Origin of the sequence: Nocardiopsis ganjiahuensis DSM 45031 (assembly GCF_000341085.1) — a bacterium.
GTDB lineage: Bacteria > Actinomycetota > Actinomycetes > Streptosporangiales > Streptosporangiaceae > Nocardiopsis > Nocardiopsis ganjiahuensis.
In genome coordinates this window covers 209045-224566 of the sequence record NZ_ANBA01000018.1, presented here as the reverse complement: position 1 = coordinate 224566, position 15522 = coordinate 209045, and the positions used below count along the sequence as shown (strand labels likewise).

Annotated in this window: 12 protein-coding genes and 1 pseudogene; 5 read left to right on the top strand and 8 right to left on the bottom strand. The window is 70.8% G+C overall.

The window, feature by feature from the left end; genetic code table 11:
- The 4 genes from D458_RS0125690 (at nucleotide 1) to metG (ending at nucleotide 7381) form a co-directional block, all read left to right on the top strand.
- Nucleotides 1-1380 (top strand): maltokinase N-terminal cap-like domain-containing protein, encoded by a 1380-nt coding sequence (locus D458_RS0125690; RefSeq protein WP_017589583.1) that lies wholly within the window; start codon nucleotides 1-3, stop codon nucleotides 1378-1380.
- Between the two features lie 455 nt (nucleotides 1381-1835).
- On the top strand, nucleotides 1836-3980 hold the full coding sequence (gene glgB / locus D458_RS0125680; protein ID WP_394296601.1) for a 1,4-alpha-glucan branching protein GlgB: 2145 nt from the start codon (nucleotides 1836-1838) through the stop codon (nucleotides 3978-3980).
- A gap of 231 nt (nucleotides 3981-4211) precedes the next feature.
- Nucleotides 4212-5645, top strand: coding sequence for an APC family permease (locus D458_RS0125675; protein ID WP_017589580.1), 1434 nt, complete (start codon nucleotides 4212-4214; stop codon nucleotides 5643-5645).
- 218 nt (nucleotides 5646-5863) lie between these two features.
- Nucleotides 5864-7381, top strand: coding sequence for a methionine--tRNA ligase (gene metG, locus D458_RS0125670; protein ID WP_017589579.1), 1518 nt, complete (start codon nucleotides 5864-5866; stop codon nucleotides 7379-7381).
- Between the two features lie 46 nt (nucleotides 7382-7427).
- On the opposite strand, the gene D458_RS0125665 is transcribed toward metG, so the two are convergent.
- The 6 genes from D458_RS0125665 to rpsB all read right to left on the bottom strand — a co-directional run bounded on the left by D458_RS0125665 (nucleotide 7428) and on the right by rpsB (nucleotide 13188).
- Nucleotides 7428-8609: a pyridoxal phosphate-dependent aminotransferase gene (locus D458_RS0125665; RefSeq protein ID WP_026119683.1), complete on the bottom strand. Its 1182-nt coding sequence runs from the start codon at nucleotides 8607-8609 to the stop codon at nucleotides 7428-7430.
- A 142-nt stretch (nucleotides 8610-8751) separates the two neighbouring features.
- Nucleotides 8752-9705 (bottom strand): phosphatidate cytidylyltransferase, encoded by a 954-nt coding sequence (locus D458_RS0125660; protein ID WP_017589577.1) that lies wholly within the window; start codon nucleotides 9703-9705, stop codon nucleotides 8752-8754.
- Nucleotides 9706-9708: 3 nt separating this feature from the next.
- The gene (gene frr, locus D458_RS0125655) at nucleotides 9709-10266 is read right to left on the bottom strand and encodes a ribosome recycling factor (RefSeq protein ID WP_017589576.1); all 558 of its coding nucleotides are present in this window, start codon (nucleotides 10264-10266) and stop codon (nucleotides 9709-9711) included.
- Between the two features lie 66 nt (nucleotides 10267-10332).
- Nucleotides 10333-11076, bottom strand: a complete 744-nt coding sequence (pyrH, locus tag D458_RS0125650) for a UMP kinase (RefSeq protein WP_040702794.1) — start codon at nucleotides 11074-11076, stop codon at nucleotides 10333-10335.
- A 174-nt stretch (nucleotides 11077-11250) separates the two neighbouring features.
- A complete protein-coding gene (gene tsf, locus D458_RS0125645; RefSeq protein WP_017589574.1) occupies nucleotides 11251-12087 on the bottom strand; it encodes a translation elongation factor Ts in 837 nt (278 codons plus the stop codon).
- 135 nt (nucleotides 12088-12222) lie between these two features.
- Nucleotides 12223-13188, bottom strand: coding sequence for a 30S ribosomal protein S2 (gene rpsB / locus D458_RS0125640; protein ID WP_026119682.1), 966 nt, complete (start codon nucleotides 13186-13188; stop codon nucleotides 12223-12225).
- 353 nt (nucleotides 13189-13541) lie between these two features.
- Between rpsB and D458_RS35810 the strand changes: the two are divergent.
- Nucleotides 13542-13937: pseudogene (locus tag D458_RS35810) on the top strand (peptidoglycan DD-metalloendopeptidase family protein); the annotation flags it as partial.
- A 307-nt stretch (nucleotides 13938-14244) separates the two neighbouring features.
- On the opposite strand, the gene D458_RS0125625 reads toward D458_RS35810, so the two are convergent.
- Together D458_RS0125625 and D458_RS0125620 are read right to left on the bottom strand one after the other, a co-directional pair.
- Nucleotides 14245-15153 carry a tyrosine recombinase XerC gene (locus D458_RS0125625; RefSeq protein WP_017589572.1) on the bottom strand — a complete coding sequence of 303 codons (909 nt, stop codon included), beginning with the start codon at nucleotides 15151-15153 and terminating at the stop codon, nucleotides 14245-14247.
- Nucleotides 15150-15509: a RidA family protein gene (locus tag D458_RS0125620; protein ID WP_026119681.1), complete on the bottom strand. Its 360-nt coding sequence runs from the start codon at nucleotides 15507-15509 to the stop codon at nucleotides 15150-15152. Before D458_RS0125620 ends, D458_RS0125625 begins: the two co-directional genes overlap by 4 nt.
- Nucleotides 15510-15522 lie beyond the last annotated feature (13 nt).

Below are 15522 nucleotides of genomic sequence, written 5' to 3'. Positions count from 1 at the left end.
ATGTCGCAGCTCGAAGAACTCCTGGCAGTCTGGCTACCCCGACAACGATGGTTCTCCGGCAAGGGGATCCCGATCCGGCAGGTGAAGATCGAGAGCAGGTACACCCTGGTCTCGGCGGGCCCTGGCGGACCCGACCTGAACGTGCTCGTCGTCCAGGCGGGGCAGCGCGGCCTCAGCTCCCGTTACCAGGTGCTGCTCGGTTCGCGACCGCCCCGCTCCCTGCCCCCGAACCTGGCCCGCGCCGCCATCGGCGTGTGCCAGGTCGCGGGCGGCCGCCCCAGGGTGGTGTACGACGCGGCGCACGATCCGCAGCTCACGGCGCTGCTACTGGAACGGTTCACCGCCGAGGAGGACACGGGGCGGCGCGGCCGGGTGCGCTTCCACACGCTGCCCGGCACCACCGTGAACACCTGCGGTCCGGGGCGCCTGCTGACCGGTGAGCAGTCCAACACCTCGCTGGTCTACGGGCGCGACTACGTCCTCAAGACCTTCCGCAGGCTCTGGCCCGGGCGCAACCCGGACCTGGAGCTCAACATGGCGTTGTCGGGGTCGCCGTACGTGGCGCGCCCGTGCGGGTGGATCGAAGCGGACCTGTCCGGGCACTCGACGCCGACCACGCTCGCCCTGCTCCAGACGTTCGTGCCGGACGCCACGGACGGGTGGGTGCTGGCCACGGCCAACGTCCGAACCCTGCTGGAGGGGGCGGAGGCCGACTTCAGCCACGAGGCCGCCCGGCTCGGCCGGACCACCGCCGAGGTGCACAGTTCGCTGTCCCGGGCCCTGCCCACCGACGTGCTGTCACCCGCCTCCGCGGCGGAACTGGCCGACGCCATGGTGGAGCGCCTGGCCATGGCCAGCGCGGAGGTGCCCGAGCTGGCCGAGCACGCGCCCCGGGTGATGGAGGCCTACGCCGACTTCGCCCGGGTGGACGAGCCACTGCCCATCCAGCGGATCCACGGCGACTACCACCTGGGACAGGTCATCCGGCCGGAGTCCGGATGGGTGCTGTTGGACTTCGAAGGTGAGCCCACCGTCTCGGTGCGCGAGCGCCAGCGGCTGGCCAGCCCGCTGCGGGACGTGGCCGGGATGCTGCGCTCCTTCGACTACGCGGCCGGGTACCTGATGGTCGGCCAGGGCGACGACCCGGAGCTGGCGTGGGCCGCGCGGGCCTGGGCGCAGCGCAACCGGGACGCGTTCTGCCGGGGCTACGCCGACGGCGGCGGGGCCGATCCCGAGAAGCACCTGACCGTGCTGCGGGCCTTCGAGTTCGACAAGGCCGTCTACGAGGTCCTGTACGAGGCACGCAACCGACCCAACTGGCTCCGCGTTCCGCTGGAGTCCATCGCCACCGCAGCCGGAGCACCGCCGGTGCCCGGCTGAGTCCCCGGGGCGGCCGCCGTTCGCGCACGGCGGCCGCCACCCCGGCACCCCCGCTCGACCACCGCCCCTCCCTGCCATCCGATCACCACAACCACGGAGTCGAATTGTCACCGCGCACAACCAAGAAGTCCGCGACAGCCGACGAGCAGCCGGCGGCAGCGGAGCCCGCGGCGGCGAAGAAGGCGCCTTCCGAGAAGAGGACGGCACCGAAGAGGACCGCGAGGACCAGCGCCGCGAAGACCGCCAAGAGCACCGCGAAGGCCCCGGCCGAGAAGGCGGAGGTGAAGAAGGCCGCCCCGAAGAAGGCCGCCGCTCCGAAGGCGGGCACGGGCAAAGCCGGCGCCGCGAAGCCGAGCGGAACGAAGAGCACCGCGAAGAAGACCGCACCCGGGAAGACGGCGCCCGCGAAGGCCGCCTCCGCGCGGACCCGCACACCTGCCGGGATCTCCGCCGAACTGGTCGCCGAGCTGGACCGGGTGGTGGACGGCTGGCACCACGACCCCCACTCCGTCCTCGGTCTGCACGGGCGTGACCTGCGGGTCCTGCGCCCGGGCGCGATCGAGGTGGACGCCGTCCTGCCCGACAACACCCGCGTCGGACTCCCCCACCGCCACCGCGGCGTGTTCGCCGCCCGGCTCCCGCAGAAGACCACCGACTACCGGATCGCGGTCCGCTACGAGGAGGGCGGGCCCGAGCTGGTGGAGGCCGACGCCTACCGGATTGCGCCCACCCTGGGCGAGCTGGACCTGCACCTGATCGGCGAGGGCCGCCACGAGGAGCTGTGGCGGGCTCTGGGCGCGAACACGACGACCGCCGACAGCCCCATGGGAGAGATCGCGGGCACGGGCTTCGCGGTCTGGGCCCCGGACGCCCGCGGGGTGCGGGTGATCGGTGACTTCAACTACTGGAACGGGATCGCGCACCCGATGCGCAGCCTGGGCTCCAGCGGCGTGTGGGAGCTGTTCGTGCCCGGCGTGGGCGACGGCGACCTGTACAAGTTCCAGGTCCTGGGCGCCGACGGGCACTGGCGGGACAAGGCCGACCCGATGGCGCGGCGCACCCAGGTGCCCCCGGCGACGGCGTCGGTGGTGACCACCTCCGAGCACGTGTGGTCGGACGAGCAGTGGATGGCCGAGCGCAAGGGTGTGGAGCCGCACCGTGCGCCGATGAGCGTGTACGAGGTGCACCTGGGGTCCTGGCGTCCGGGTCTGGACTACCGGGACCTGGCCGAGCAGCTCGTGGAGTACGTCAGCGACATGGGCTTCACCCACGTGGAGTTCCTGCCGGTGGCGGGCCACCCCTTCGACGGTTCGTGGGGCTACCAGGTCACGTCGTACTACGCGCCGACGCCGCGGTTCGGTTCGCCCGACGAGTTCCGGCACCTGGTGGACTCGCTGCACCGGGCCGGGATCGGGGTGTTCCTGGACTGGGTGCCCGCGCACTTCCCCAAGGACGAGTGGGCGCTGGCCCGGTTCGACGGGACGTCGCTGTACGAGCACCCGGACCCCCGCCGCGGTGAGCACCCGGACTGGGGAACGCTGATCTTCAACTACGGGCGGACCGAGGTGCGCAACTTCCTCGTCGCCAACGCCCTGTACTGGTTGGAGGAGTTCCACATCGACGGCCTGCGGGTGGACGCCGTCGCCTCGATGATCTACCTCGACTACTCGCGGGACTCCGGGCAGTGGGAGCCCAACATGTTCGGCGGCCGGGAGAACCTGGAGGCGATCGACTTCCTCAAGGAGCTCAACACCACGGTCTACCGGCGCAACCCGAACGTGGCGATGATCGCGGAGGAGTCCACGGCGTACACGGGTGTGACCCAGCCGGTGGACCTGGGAGGGCTCGGGTTCGGGCTGAAGTGGAACATGGGCTGGATGCACGACTCCCTGGAGTACGTGAAGAAGGAGCCGGTCCACCGCAAGTACCACCACAACGACATCACGTTCTCGATGGTCTACGCGTACAGCGAGAACTACGTGCTTCCGCTGTCCCACGACGAGGTGGTGCACGGCAAGCAGGCTCTGTTCAACAAGCCGCCCGGCGACGAGTGGCAGCGCGCGGCGACACTGCGGGCCCTGTTGGCGTACATGTGGTCGCACCCGGGCAAGCAGCTGCTGTTCATGGGCGGCGAGATCGCCCAGGGTGACGAGTGGTCGCACGAGGCCGGGGTGCCGTGGTGGCTGCTCCAGTTCGAGCACCACGCCGGAACGCAGAAGCTGGTGAAGGCGCTCAACGACGCCTACCGGCCCCGCCCCGCGCTGTGGTCCCTGGACACCGACCCGGCCGGATTCCGCTGGTTGGACGGGGGCGACCACGAGGGGAACACGCTCAGCTACCTGCGCCACGGCGAGGACGGCTCGGTGCTGGCCTGCGCCGTGAACTTCTCCCCGGTGCCCCGCACCGGCTGGCGGATCGGCCTGCCCGCCGAGGGCCCGTGGACGTCTGTGCTCAACTCCGACGATCCCCGCTTCGGCGGTTCCGGCCACGAGGCGCCGGCCGCGGTCGAGGCGCGGCCCCACGAGTGGCACGGCCAGCCCTTCTCCGCCGAGATCACCCTGCCGCCGCTGGGCGCGGTCTGGTTCGAACCCGAGCGGTGACCGGGCCGTAGGCCCTCGCAGTCAGAGGCCCCGGGGAGCTGCCCGCAGGTAGCGTCCCGGGGCTTTCGCTCTTCCCTCCCCAAAGGGCCCATCACCCCACCACCGGCCGCTATGGACAACCGGGCCGCCGCTCCTGGACAGCGTGGCCCTTCACTTCGGGGCCCTCCCGTGTTCTCTTGGCCCCCACACGTGTGTCCCCCGACACAGGCACGACCCGTTGGGAGTCCCTCCATGACCAACAGCAGTCCGGGTTTCGTCAAGGTCCTGGGCAGGGCGGACGTCCTCGCCCTGGCCTTCGGAGCGATGATCGGCTTCGGCTGGATCGTCCTCACCGGCGACTTCATCGACGCGGCCGGCAGCGGAGGCGCCGCACTGGCCTTCGTCATCGGCGGCGTCATCATGGCGTTCGTCGGCCTCACCTACGCCGAGCTCGTCTCCGCCATGCCGCACGCGGGCGGCGAGCACCACTACGCCATGCGCGCCATCGGCCCCAAGGGCGCCTTCGTGGCCTCCTGGGCGATGGTCCTCGGCTACGTCTCGGTGGTCGCCTTCGAGGCGGTCGCCGTCCCGCAGACACTGGTCTACCTGTTCCCGGACATCGGGGTCGTGTACCTGTGGACGATCGCCGGGTACGACGTGTACACCAGCCTGGTGGCCATCGGCGTGATCAGCGCCGTGGTGATGACCGCGCTCAACTACGTGGGCATCAAGCCGGCCAGCGTCTTCCAGGGCATCACCGTCCTGTTCCTGCTCGCGGCCGGTGCCGCCATGCTCACCGGAGCGTTCGCGGGCGGTTCCGCCGCGAACACGGAACCCCTCTTCACCGGCGGGCTGCCCGGGATGTTCGTGGTGCTGGTCGCGGTCCCGTTCCTGTTCGTGGGGTTCGACGTCATCCCGCAGTCGGCCTCGGAGATCAAACTCCCCCACCGCATGGTCGGCTCGCTCCTGGTCATCTCGGTCTTCTGCGCCACCGCCTGGTACGTCATGGTCATGCTGACCGCCGGCGCCGGCCTGCCCGCCGATGAACTCCTCACCTCCGAGCTGGCCTCCGCGGACTCCATGGCCGCCATGTGGAACAGCGCCGCCATGGGCAACCTCCTGGTCCTCGGCGGAGTCGCCGGACTGCTGACCAGCTGGAACGCCTTCCTCATCGGGGGCAGCCGCCTCATCTACGCGATGGCCCGCTCCCGCATGCTCCCCGCCTGGTTCGGCAGGCTGCACCCGCGCTTCCGCACCCCGGCCAACGCGGTGCTGTTCATCGGCGTGCTGTCGGCCCTCGCCCCGCTCTTCGGCCGCCCGATGCTCGTGTGGCTGGTCAACGCGGGCGGCCTCAACATCGTGATCGCCTTCCTGATGGTGGTCGCGAGCTTCCTGGTCCTGCGCCGCCGCGAACCGGAGATGGCGCGCCCCTTCAAGGTCCGCGCGGGCGTTCCCGTGGGGATCACCGCGTTCGTGCTGGCCTTCGGCCTGTTCGTGCTGTACCTGCCGGGCATGCCCGCCGCCCTGAGCTGGCCCAACGAGTGGTCCATGGTCCTCGCCTGGTGGATCGCCGGAGCGGCCCTCATGTGGCGCCTGCCCCGGGTCCCGCCGGGCCCGGACGCCGAACAACGCCTCATCGACGCCCTGGACGCCGGATCCGGGGGCCGACAGGCTCCCGCCCCCTGACCCCGCCCCGGGACGGGCGGAGCTCGTGGAAACGCCTGTCCCGGCCGGTCCGGGGGCGGTAGCATGCGGGGCATGACGCGGGTGTGCCTCACCATGACGAGCCGGATGACGATGTCGTCCGGCCTTCCCCGCGTGCTCTGAACTCCTCGTCCGCGGAAAGGCCCCTCTGGGCCTTCCCGACGGCAGGGGCGCCCGGCGGGGCCGGAAAGGTTCCCACCATGGGCCGCTACTACCTCACCACCGCCATTCCCTACGTGAACGGCGCTCCGCACGTCGGACACGCCCTGGAGCTGGTCCAGGCCGACACCCTCGCCCGGTACCACCGCGGGATCGGCGACGAGGTCCGGGCGCAGACCGGTACCGACGACAACGCGCTCAAGAACGTGCTGAGCGCCCGCGCGGCGGGGCTGGACACCGCCGAGTACGTCGACCTGGTCTCACGCCGCTTCCTGGACCTGGCCGGGCCGCTGAGCCTTTCGTTCGACGACTCCGTCCGCACCGCCTTCGACCCGCGCCACCGGCCGGGCGTGGAGAAGCTGTGGAACGCCTGCCTGGAGCGCGGCGACCTGTACCGCAGGAGCTACACCGGGCTGTACTGCACCGGCTGCGAGCAGTTCCACTCCCCCGAGGAGCTCCCCGACGGACTGTGTCCGGAGCACCGGTCCGCCCCCGAGGAGGTCGCGGAGGAGAACTGGTTCTTCCGGCTCAGCCGCTACCAGGACCGCCTGTACGACCTCGTGTCCTCCGGTGAGCTGCGCGTCGAACCCGGTTTCCGCCGCCGGGAGGTGCTCTCCTTCATCAGGTCCGGGCTGGAGGACTTCAGTGTCTCCCGCAGCGTGGAGCGCGCACCAGGGTGGGGCATCCCCGTCCCCGGCGACCCCGGCCAGGTGGTCTACGTCTGGTACGACGCCCTGGCCAACTACGTCACCGGTCCGGGCTACGGAACCGATCCCGAGGGCTACGACCACTGGTGGACCCGCGCCGACCAGCGCGTGCACGTGATCGGCAAGGGCATCCTGCGCTTCCACGCCGTGTACTGGCCCGCCCTGCTGCTCTCGGCGGGGCTGCCGCTGCCCACCACCGTCCTGGTGCACGAGTACCTCACCGCCGACGGCGAGAAGATCAGCAAGTCGGCGGGCGCCTCCGTGGACCCCGTCGCCGTCACCGAGGCCTTCGGCACCGACGCGCTGCGCTGGTGGCTGCTGCGCGATGTCGGCCGCTCCGGCGACACCGACTACACCGAGGCGCGCCTGGTCGTCCGACACGACGAGGACCTGGCCAACACCATCGGCAACCTGGTCAACCGGACCGTGTCCATGGTCGCCAGGTACCGCTCCGGGGTGGTCCCCCGGGTGGCCGACGAGAGCGGGGAGCCGTCCCTGGCCCGGGCCCGGGTCCGGGCCGCCGAACAGGTGGACGCGGCGGTACGGGCCTTCGACCTGCGTGCGGCCACCGGCGCCGTCGTCGCCCTGGCCGACGAGGGAAACCGGTACGTGGCCGACCACGAGCCGTGGGCCCTGGCCCGCGCCGAGCGGGCCGGGGAGCCCGGAAAGCGGGGGCGGACCGGGCCCGAGGCCCTGGACACGGTGCTCGGCGAGCTGGTGGCGACCGGCCGGGAGCTGGCCCGGCTGCTGCGGCCCTTCCTGCCCGACGCCTCGGCCCGGCTCACCGAGCAGCTCGGCGGGGACGGAGGGCAGCTTCCCCCGGCCGCCCCGGTCTTCCGCAGGCTCGGCTGAGCCCTACGGCGACGCGGGCCCGGAACGCGGCGCCCGGCCGCCCGGCTCAGCTCTCGCTCTTGTGCCAGGCGGTCAGGCGGCGGACCGCCTCGTCGAGGACCTCGTCCTTCTTGCAGAAGGCGAAGCGCAGCAGGTGCCGCCCCTCCTCCTGGTGGTCGTAGAACACCTTGGCGGGGACCGCGGCCACGCCGGCCTCGCGGGGCAGGGCGCGGGCGACGTCCTCGCCGTCCAGGTAGCCCAGCGGCCTGATGTCGGCCATCAGGAAGTAGGTGCCCTCGCACACGTTCACATCGAACCCGGCCTCGGCCAGCCCCGCCGCGAGACGGTCCCGCTTGCCCTGGAGCGCGAGCCGCTGGCGCTGGATCCACTCCCACTCGTGGTCCATCGCGTCGGCGATCGCCAGTTGGAGCGCGCCGTTGGCGGAGAAGGTGAGGAACTGGTTGACCGTGCGCACGGCGCGTACCAGCGGTTCGGGGCCGGTGACCCAGCCGGTCTTCCACGCGGTGACCGCGAACATCTTGCCCACGGAGGAGATCGACAGGGTCCGCTCGCGCATGCCGGGCAGCGAGGCCAGCGGCACGTGCGTGCGGTCGTCGAAGGTGAGGAACTCGTACACCTCGTCGGTGACCGCGATCAGGTCGTGCTCACGGCACACCTGGGCGATCTGCTCCAGTTCGGCCGCGGTGAAGACCGTACCGGTGGGGTTGTGCGGGGAGTTGACCATGATCAGCCGGGTGCGCGGGGTCACCGCGGCACGCAGTTCGGCGGGGTCGAAGGTGAACCGGCCGCTCGCCGGATCGCGGCGCAGCGCCACCGGACGGCGCACTCCCCCCGCGAGGGAGATCATCGCGGCGTAGGAGTCGTACATCGGCTCGAAGACGACCACCTCGTCCCCGCGCTCGACCAGGGCCAGCATCGAGGCGGCGATCCCGGCGGTCGCGCCGACGGTCACGTACACCTCGGAGTCCGGGTGGAAGTCCAGCCCGTAGTGGCGGGAGCGGTAGCGGCTCACCGCCTGGCGCAGCTCGGGGCGGCCGGGCCCGGGCGGGTACTGGTTCACCCCCGCCATGATGTTCCGGGTGGCGCCCTCCAGGAGGGAGCTCGGCCCGTCGGTGTCGGGGAAACCCTGTCCGAGGTTGACGGAGTCGGTCTCGGCGGCCAGGCGCGTCATCTCGGCGAAGATCGTCTCGCCGTACTCGCGCATTCGTTCGATCAACGGTTCTTCCACCCGTCGAGCGTATCCACACGTCCGTGCGTCGGCATCCCCCGCACGGCGAAGGCCCCCGGTCTCGTGGCGCCCAGTCCATCGCTGGGTGCCACGAGGCCAGGGGCCCGGCCTTCACTTCTACGGTTCCTGTGTTCCCACGGCCCTAGGGCAGGAGGAGGCTCAGCACGACCCAGACCACGGGGCCCGCGATGAGCAGCGAGTCGATGCGGTCCATCAGACCGCCGTGGCCCGGCATGAACCGGCCCATGTCCTTGACACCGAGGTCGCGCTTGAAGAGCGACTCGATGAGGTCTCCGACCGTGGCCGCCAGCACCACGGACAGGCCCAGGACCACGCCGACCCACCAGGGGCCGTTCAGCAGCAGGGTCACGCACAGCGCGCCCGCCACCGCGCAGCCCACCACGGAACCGCCGAAGCCCTCCCAGGTCTTGTTCGGGCTGATCACCGGTGCCATCTTGTGCCGGCCCAGCAGGATCCCGGCGAAGTAGCCGCCGATGTCGCTGGAGATCGTCACCACGATGAACACCACGAGCCGGTACTGGCCGTCCTCGGGATGTGCGATGAGCAGCATCCACGTGGCGAGCAGGAACGGCAGGTACACCAGGACGAACAGGTTCGCCGACGCGTCTGCGACGAACCCCTCCGCCCCTCCTCTCAACCGCCAGGCCAGGCAGGCGATCGCGGTGAGGGCGGTGATCCCCGCCAGCCAGTCCGCCCCGCCGAAGTAGGCTCCGGCCTGCATGGCCACGCCGCCCACGGCCAACGGGACCACGGCGAGGGCCACGCCCTTGCCGCCGAAGGCCCGGTTGAGTTCGCGGAGGCCGATCAGCACCCCCAGGGAGGTGATGATCGTGAACAGCTGAGGCCAGGGGAAGACCGAGAAGAAGACGAGCGCGCCCAGGGCGCACCCGCTGGCGATGGCCACCGGGAGGTTGCGGCCGGTCTTGACCGGTTCACCTCCCGGCTTGTGCAGCACGAAGCGCTGCCCGGCGGCCGTGTCCGAGGCGGGGTCGTCCGCCTCGGACGGGGGAATGTCGTCGGGTCTGTGCTCCGGCGAGTGGTCATCGCCTCCGGAGCCCTTGGAAGGTGTGCTCACCGGCTAAACCTCGAGAAGATCAGATTCCTTGTGCTTCAGAAGCTCGTCGATGGCGGCGACGTACTTCTGGGAGAGCTCGTCCAGCTCGGCCTGGGCGCGGTGTGCTTCGTCCTCACCCAGTTCACCGGCCTTGACGGCCTTCTCGAAGCTGTCCTTCGCACGGCGGCGCACGTTGCGGATCGAGACCTTGCTGTCCTCGGCCTTGGTGCGCGCGACCTTCACGTACTCCTTGCGGCGCTCCTCGGACAGGTCCGGGAAGACCACGCGGATGACCTGGCCGTCGTCGGACGGGTTGACGCCGAGGTCGCTGTTGCGGATCGCGTTGATGATCTCGGTGCGCGCGCTGACGTCGAACGGGGAGATGACGACCATCCGCGGTTCGGGCACCGAGAAGGAGGCCAGCTGGTTGATCGGCGTGCGGGCACCGTAGTAGTCGACGGTGATCTTGTTGAAGGTGGCCGGGGTGGGACGGCCGGTGCGGATCGTCGCGAAGTCCTCCTTCGCCACGGTCACGGCCTTCTCCATCTTCTCCTCGGCCTCGAGAAGGGTTTCTTCGGTCATTGTGGACGCTCCCGGGTTCTCGGCTGGGTGTTCGTGGCTTGGTGTCGCGGCCGACCTGTCCGCCGTCTAGGCGGAGATCGGACCGACGATGGTGCCGATCTTCTCACCGCGGACGGCGCGCAGGATGTTGCCCTGGCTCATGAGGTCGAAGACGACGATGGGCAGACCGTTGTCCATGCACAGGCTCACGGCTGTGGCGTCCATGACCTTGAGGCCGCGGGTGAGGACCTCGTTGTAGTTGAGCTTGTCGAACTTGACCGCGTCCGGGTTGCGCTGCGGGTCGGCGTCGTAGACCCCGTCGACCTGGGTGCCCTTGAGGACCGCCTGGGCGCCGATCTCCAGCGCGCGCTGGGCGGCGGTGGTGTCGGTGGAGAAGAACGGCGCACCGAGGCCGGCACCGAAGATGACCACGCGCCCCTTCTCCAGGTGGCGGATGGCGCGGCGCGGGATGTACGCCTCGGCGACCTGGCTCATGTGGATCGCGGTCTGCACACGCGTGTCCACGCCCAGGCGCTCCAGGAAGTCCTGGAGGGCGAGGCAGTTGATGACGGTACCGAGCATCCCCATGTAGTCGGCGCGGCCGCGCTCGATCCCGCCTTCGGTGAGCTGCGCGCCGCGGAACATGTTGCCGCCGCCGACGACGACGGCGACCTGGATGCCCTCGGAGACCGCTTCGGCGATGGACTCCGCCACGTACTGGACGACCTCCGGCTCGATACCGAGCCCGCCCCCGCCGGCGAAAGCCTCCCCCGAGAGCTTGAGCATGACACGCTTCCAACCGGAATCGTGCATGGCGGGTGCGGTGTTCATCGCTTCGTTCTCCGACACGGCCTGTGGCCTCCCTTGTTGTCCCCGAGTGGCACAGGGTCCCCCGAGTGCTCCTGCTGCGGGCGGCCGGGGCTCACGGCGCCCCGAACCCGCCCATATCCACCAAGAGGTGCCGGGGAGAGAAGTCTCCCCGGCACCTCCATCATGTCAAAGCCCCTAGGCCTGGCCGACCTTGAAGCGGACGAAGCGCTTGACGGTGACGCCGGCCTCGTCGACGACCTTCTGGACCGTCTTCTTGTTCTCCTTGACGAACGGCTGACCGAGCAGCGTCACGTCCTTGAAGTAACCGTTGAGGCGGCCCTCCACGATCTTGGGGATCGCCTGCTCGGGCTTGCCCTCCTCGCGGGTGGTCTCCTCGGCGATGCGGCGCTCGTTGGCCACCACGTCAGCGGGGACGTCGTCCTTGCTGATGTACTGCGGGGCCAGCGCGGCGATCTGCTGGGCGAGGTCCTTGCCGACCTCTTCGTCCTTCTTGTCCAGCTCGACCAGGACACCCATGGTCGGGGGCAGGTCCGGGTCGGACTTGTGCAGGTAGCTCGCGACGAAGGCGCCGTCGAACTTGGCGATGCGACGGAACTCGAGCTTCTCGCCGATGATGGCGCTCTTGCCCTCGATGTAGGACTGGAGGCTCTTGCCCGGCTCGATCTCGGCGGCGGCGACGGCGGCGATGTCGTCGCTGTCCTGGGCGACGACGAAGTCGGCGACCTCGTTGGCCAGCGCGATGAAGCCGTCGTTCTTGGCGACGAAGTCGGTCTCGCAGTTGAGCTCGATGAGGGTGGCCTTACCCTCGCTCTGCTGCTTGAGGACGACCATGCCCTGGGCGGCGGTGCGGTCCGCGCGCTTGTCGACGGACTTGGCACCCTTGATGCGCAGGGCCTCGATGGCCTTGTCGAAGTCGCCGTCGGCCTCGGTCAGGGCCTTCTTGCAGTCCATCATGCCGGCGCCGGTCGCGTCGCGCAGCTTCTTGACGTCCGCGGCGGTGAAGTTCGCCATGACTGTTCTCGCGATTCCCTTGGAGTGAAGTCTGATCTGGAAGTGGAACGGCCCGGGGGAGGTACCGCGCGGGCCGCCCCGCCCACGAGGGGCGAGGCGGCGCACAGACGACGGTTTCCCGGAAGGGACCGCTGACTACTCGGCGGCCTTGTCCTCGGCCGGAGCCTCGGCAACCTCGACAGCCTCGGGGGCCTGCTCGGGAGCGTCCACCGGGGAGTCCTCGGCGGTGACCTCGGCCGGAGCCTCGGCAGCGACCTCGTCGGCCGGAGCCACGGTGGCGGTCTCGGCGGGGGCCTGCTCGGCGGCGTCCTCGGCGGCAGCCGTCTCGCTCTTGCCCTCGAGGAGCTCGCGCTCCCACTCGGCCAGGGGCTCCTCGGCGGCCTTCTCCTCGGTCGCGCCGGAGGCACCGGAGCGGACCATGAGGCCGTCGGCGACGGCGTCGGCGACGACGCGGGTGAGGAGGCTGACGCTGCGGATGGCGTCGTCGTTACCCGGGATCGGGTAGTCGACCTCGTCCGGGTCGCAGTTGGTGTCGAGGATCGCGACGACCGGAATGTTCAGCTTCCGGGCCTCGCTGATCGCGATGTGCTCCTTCTTGGTGTCCACGATCCACACGGCGCTGGGCACGCGGGACATGTCGCGGATACCGCCGAGGGTGCGGTCGAGCTTGTCCTTCTCACGGCGAAGGTTCAGCAGCTCCTTCTTCGTGAGCGCGGAGCCGGCGACGTCGTCGAAGTCGATCTCCTCCAGCTCCTTGAGGCGCTGGAGCCGCTTGTGCACGGTGGAGAAGTTGGTGAGCATGCCGCCCAGCCAACGCTGGTTGACGAAGGGCATGCCGACGCGGCGGGCCTGCTCGTCGATGGCCTCCTGCGCCTGCTTCTTCGTGCCGACGAACAGGATGGTGCCACCGTGGGCGACCGTCTGCTTGACGAACTCGTAGGCGCGGTCGATGTACGCCAGCGACTTCTGGAGGTCGATGATGTAGATGCCGTTGCGCTCAGTGAAGATGAAGCGCTTCATCTTGGGGTTCCAGCGACGAGTCTGGTGCCCGAAGTGGACGCCGCTCTCCAGGAGCTGGCGAATTGTCACGACTGTGGCCATGACCTGGTCCTCCTTGCGGTGGCGGATGCTTTCTCCGCCGTCGGTTGGTCCTGACGCCCCGGCCGTACCGCCACCCCGCCGAAGCGGTGTGGACCGTGGGTGCGGCCCTTCCCGGAGGAAGCGCGTGGGCGTGCGTATTGTGGGTTGGCCCAACGGGCCACAGATGATTCTATCCTCCGTCGGACACACCACGGAACAGCCTCGTGTCCAGGGACATCGCCCGAGGGGCGGGGCTCCGTCGAAGGGTGCTGCGCGGGGACGCCGGCGGGCAGCGGGCGCGGACCGCGGGGAGGGTTGTCCACAGGTCCGGATCGAGCCTGGCGAAGGGCGGCCGCTCGGCGCATTCTGGATACATGAGCCACCGCCGCATCTGGCACCTCCTGCTGTCGTTCTCGCTCCTGCTGTTCCCCGTTTTCCCACACCGAACCGCCCTTTCCGCGACCTCCCCCTCAGGCCCGTGGCGCTGGCCGGTGGACCCTCCGGTCGAGGTCCTGCGCCGCTTCGACCCTCCCGATCAACGCTGGCTCCCGGGTCATCTGGGGGTGGACCTGGCCGCCGAACCGGGGCAGCCGGTCCATCCGGCGGGCCCCGGCCGGGTCCACTTCGCGGGCCGGGTGGCCGGTGTGGGCGTGGTGAGCGTCTCTCACGGCGACCTGCGTACGACCTACCTCCCGGTGGACGCCACCGTCGCCCGCGGCGATCCGGTCGGGGACCGGCCCTTGGGCACCCTGGCCGACGAGCCCCGGCACTGCCCCGCTCGTCCCTGCCTCCACTGGGGCCTGCTGCGCGGCACCGCCTACCTCGACCCCCTCGGACTGGTGGGGCGCGGTGAGGTCCGGCTGCTGCCGCTGCACGCGGCGCGAGAGGTGCACGCGGCGCGAGAGGTGCACGCGGTGCGAGAGGTGCACGCGGTGCGAGAGGTGCACGCGGGTCGAGCCCTTCGCGGGGCGCGCACCTCGCGGGCTCGTGGCAACCCCGTCCGGTCGCCGGGGCCGCGATCGGCCCTGCGCCCTGAGCTCCGCACCCGGTGCTCAGGACGTACGGGGCACAGGCTGCTCAGGCCCGGGGGTGGGCCTGCTGGTAGGCCGAGCGCAGGCGGTCCACCGAGACGTGGGTGTAGATCTGTGTGCTGCGCGGGCTGGAGTGGCCCAGGAACTCCTGGACGCTGCGCAGATCCGCCCCGCCGTTGAGCAGGTGGGTGGCGGCGCTGTGCCGCAGACCGTGCGGGGCGCTGTCCAGGCTGACGGCCCGCAGGTGGGCGTGCACGTCCTCACGGGCCTGCCGGACGCCGAGGCGGCCTCCCCGGGCCCCGAGGAAGAGGGCGCCCGCGCTGTCGGGCCTGCCGACAGGGCCGGCGAGCCCGGGCCGTCCCCGTGCGGTCCAGGCGTCCAGGGCGTCCAGGGCCGGGAGGCCCACCGGAACGGTGCGCTCCTTGTCGCCCTTGCCCAGGACCCGGACGGTGTTCCGGGAGCGGTCGAGGTCGGCCAGGTCCAGGGCGCACAGTTCGGCGACCCGGATCCCGGTGGCGTAGAGCAGCTCCACCACCGCGTGGCGGCGCAGCTCCACCGGGGTCTCCGGAGCGCGGCCCTCCAGGGCGGTGGCGGCCTGCCCCTCGTCGAGGACGACGGGCAGGGCGCGCTGCTGGCTGGGTGCGGCCAGGCGGGGTCCGGGATCGGTGGCCAGGACCCCCTCGCGGTACAGGTAGCGGGTGAGGGCACGGACCGCCGCCACCCGGCGGGCCACCGTGGACCGGCTCGCTCCGGCCTCCCGGGCCCGGGAGAGCCAGGCTCGGACGAGCGGGACGTCGAGGTCGGCCAGGGTGTGGCCGCGGCTGTCGAGGTCCTGGAGGAGGGATCTGAGGTCGGCCTGGTAGCCGCGTACGGTGTGCGGCGACCGCCCCAGCTCACCGGTGAGGTGCTCGGCGAAACGCTCCAGAACCCCGGAGGGCGGTTCGGGGGCCGTCAAGCGTTCTCCCTGGGCAGGCAGGCGATGGCGTCGATCTCCACCAGGAAGCGCGGGTTGACCAGGCCGCTGACCTCCACGAGGCTCGCCGCCGGGCGGTGGTCTCCGGGCAGGGAGTCCAGGAGGGCGGCGCGGAACTCGTCGAGGTCGGCGATGTGGCGGAGGTAGTAGGTCAGTTTGACCACGTGGCTCAGGTCGGCCCCGTGCCGGGCCAGGATGGCCTCCATGTTGCGGAAGATCTGCCGGGTCTGTCCGCCCGCGTCACCCGCGACGCCGCCGTCGGGGGCTTCCGGGGACTGCCCGGACACGAACAGGAGGGGACCATCGGCCACAAGAGCGTCACTGTACGGTTTGGCCATAGCGGAACCGTAC

Coding starts and splice junctions, on each gene's coding strand:
- D458_RS0125690 (WP_017589583.1), top strand. CDS start 1: ATGTCGCAGCTCGAAGAACTCCTGGCAGTCTGGCTACCCCGACAACGA.
- D458_RS0125675 (WP_017589580.1), top strand. CDS start 4,212: ATGACCAACAGCAGTCCGGGTTTCGTCAAGGTCCTGGGCAGGGCGGAC.
- metG (WP_017589579.1), top strand. CDS start 5,864: ATGGGCCGCTACTACCTCACCACCGCCATTCCCTACGTGAACGGCGCT.
- frr (WP_017589576.1), bottom strand. CDS start 10,266: ATGACCGAAGAAACCCTTCTCGAGGCCGAGGAGAAGATGGAGAAGGCC.
- pyrH (WP_040702794.1), bottom strand. CDS start 11,076: ATGAACACCGCACCCGCCATGCACGATTCCGGTTGGAAGCGTGTCATG.
- tsf (WP_017589574.1), bottom strand. CDS start 12,087: ATGGCGAACTTCACCGCCGCGGACGTCAAGAAGCTGCGCGACGCGACC.
- rpsB (WP_026119682.1), bottom strand. CDS start 13,188: ATGGCCACAGTCGTGACAATTCGCCAGCTCCTGGAGAGCGGCGTCCAC.
- D458_RS0125620 (WP_026119681.1), bottom strand. CDS start 15,509: ATGGCCAAACCGTACAGTGACGCTCTTGTGGCCGATGGTCCCCTCCTG.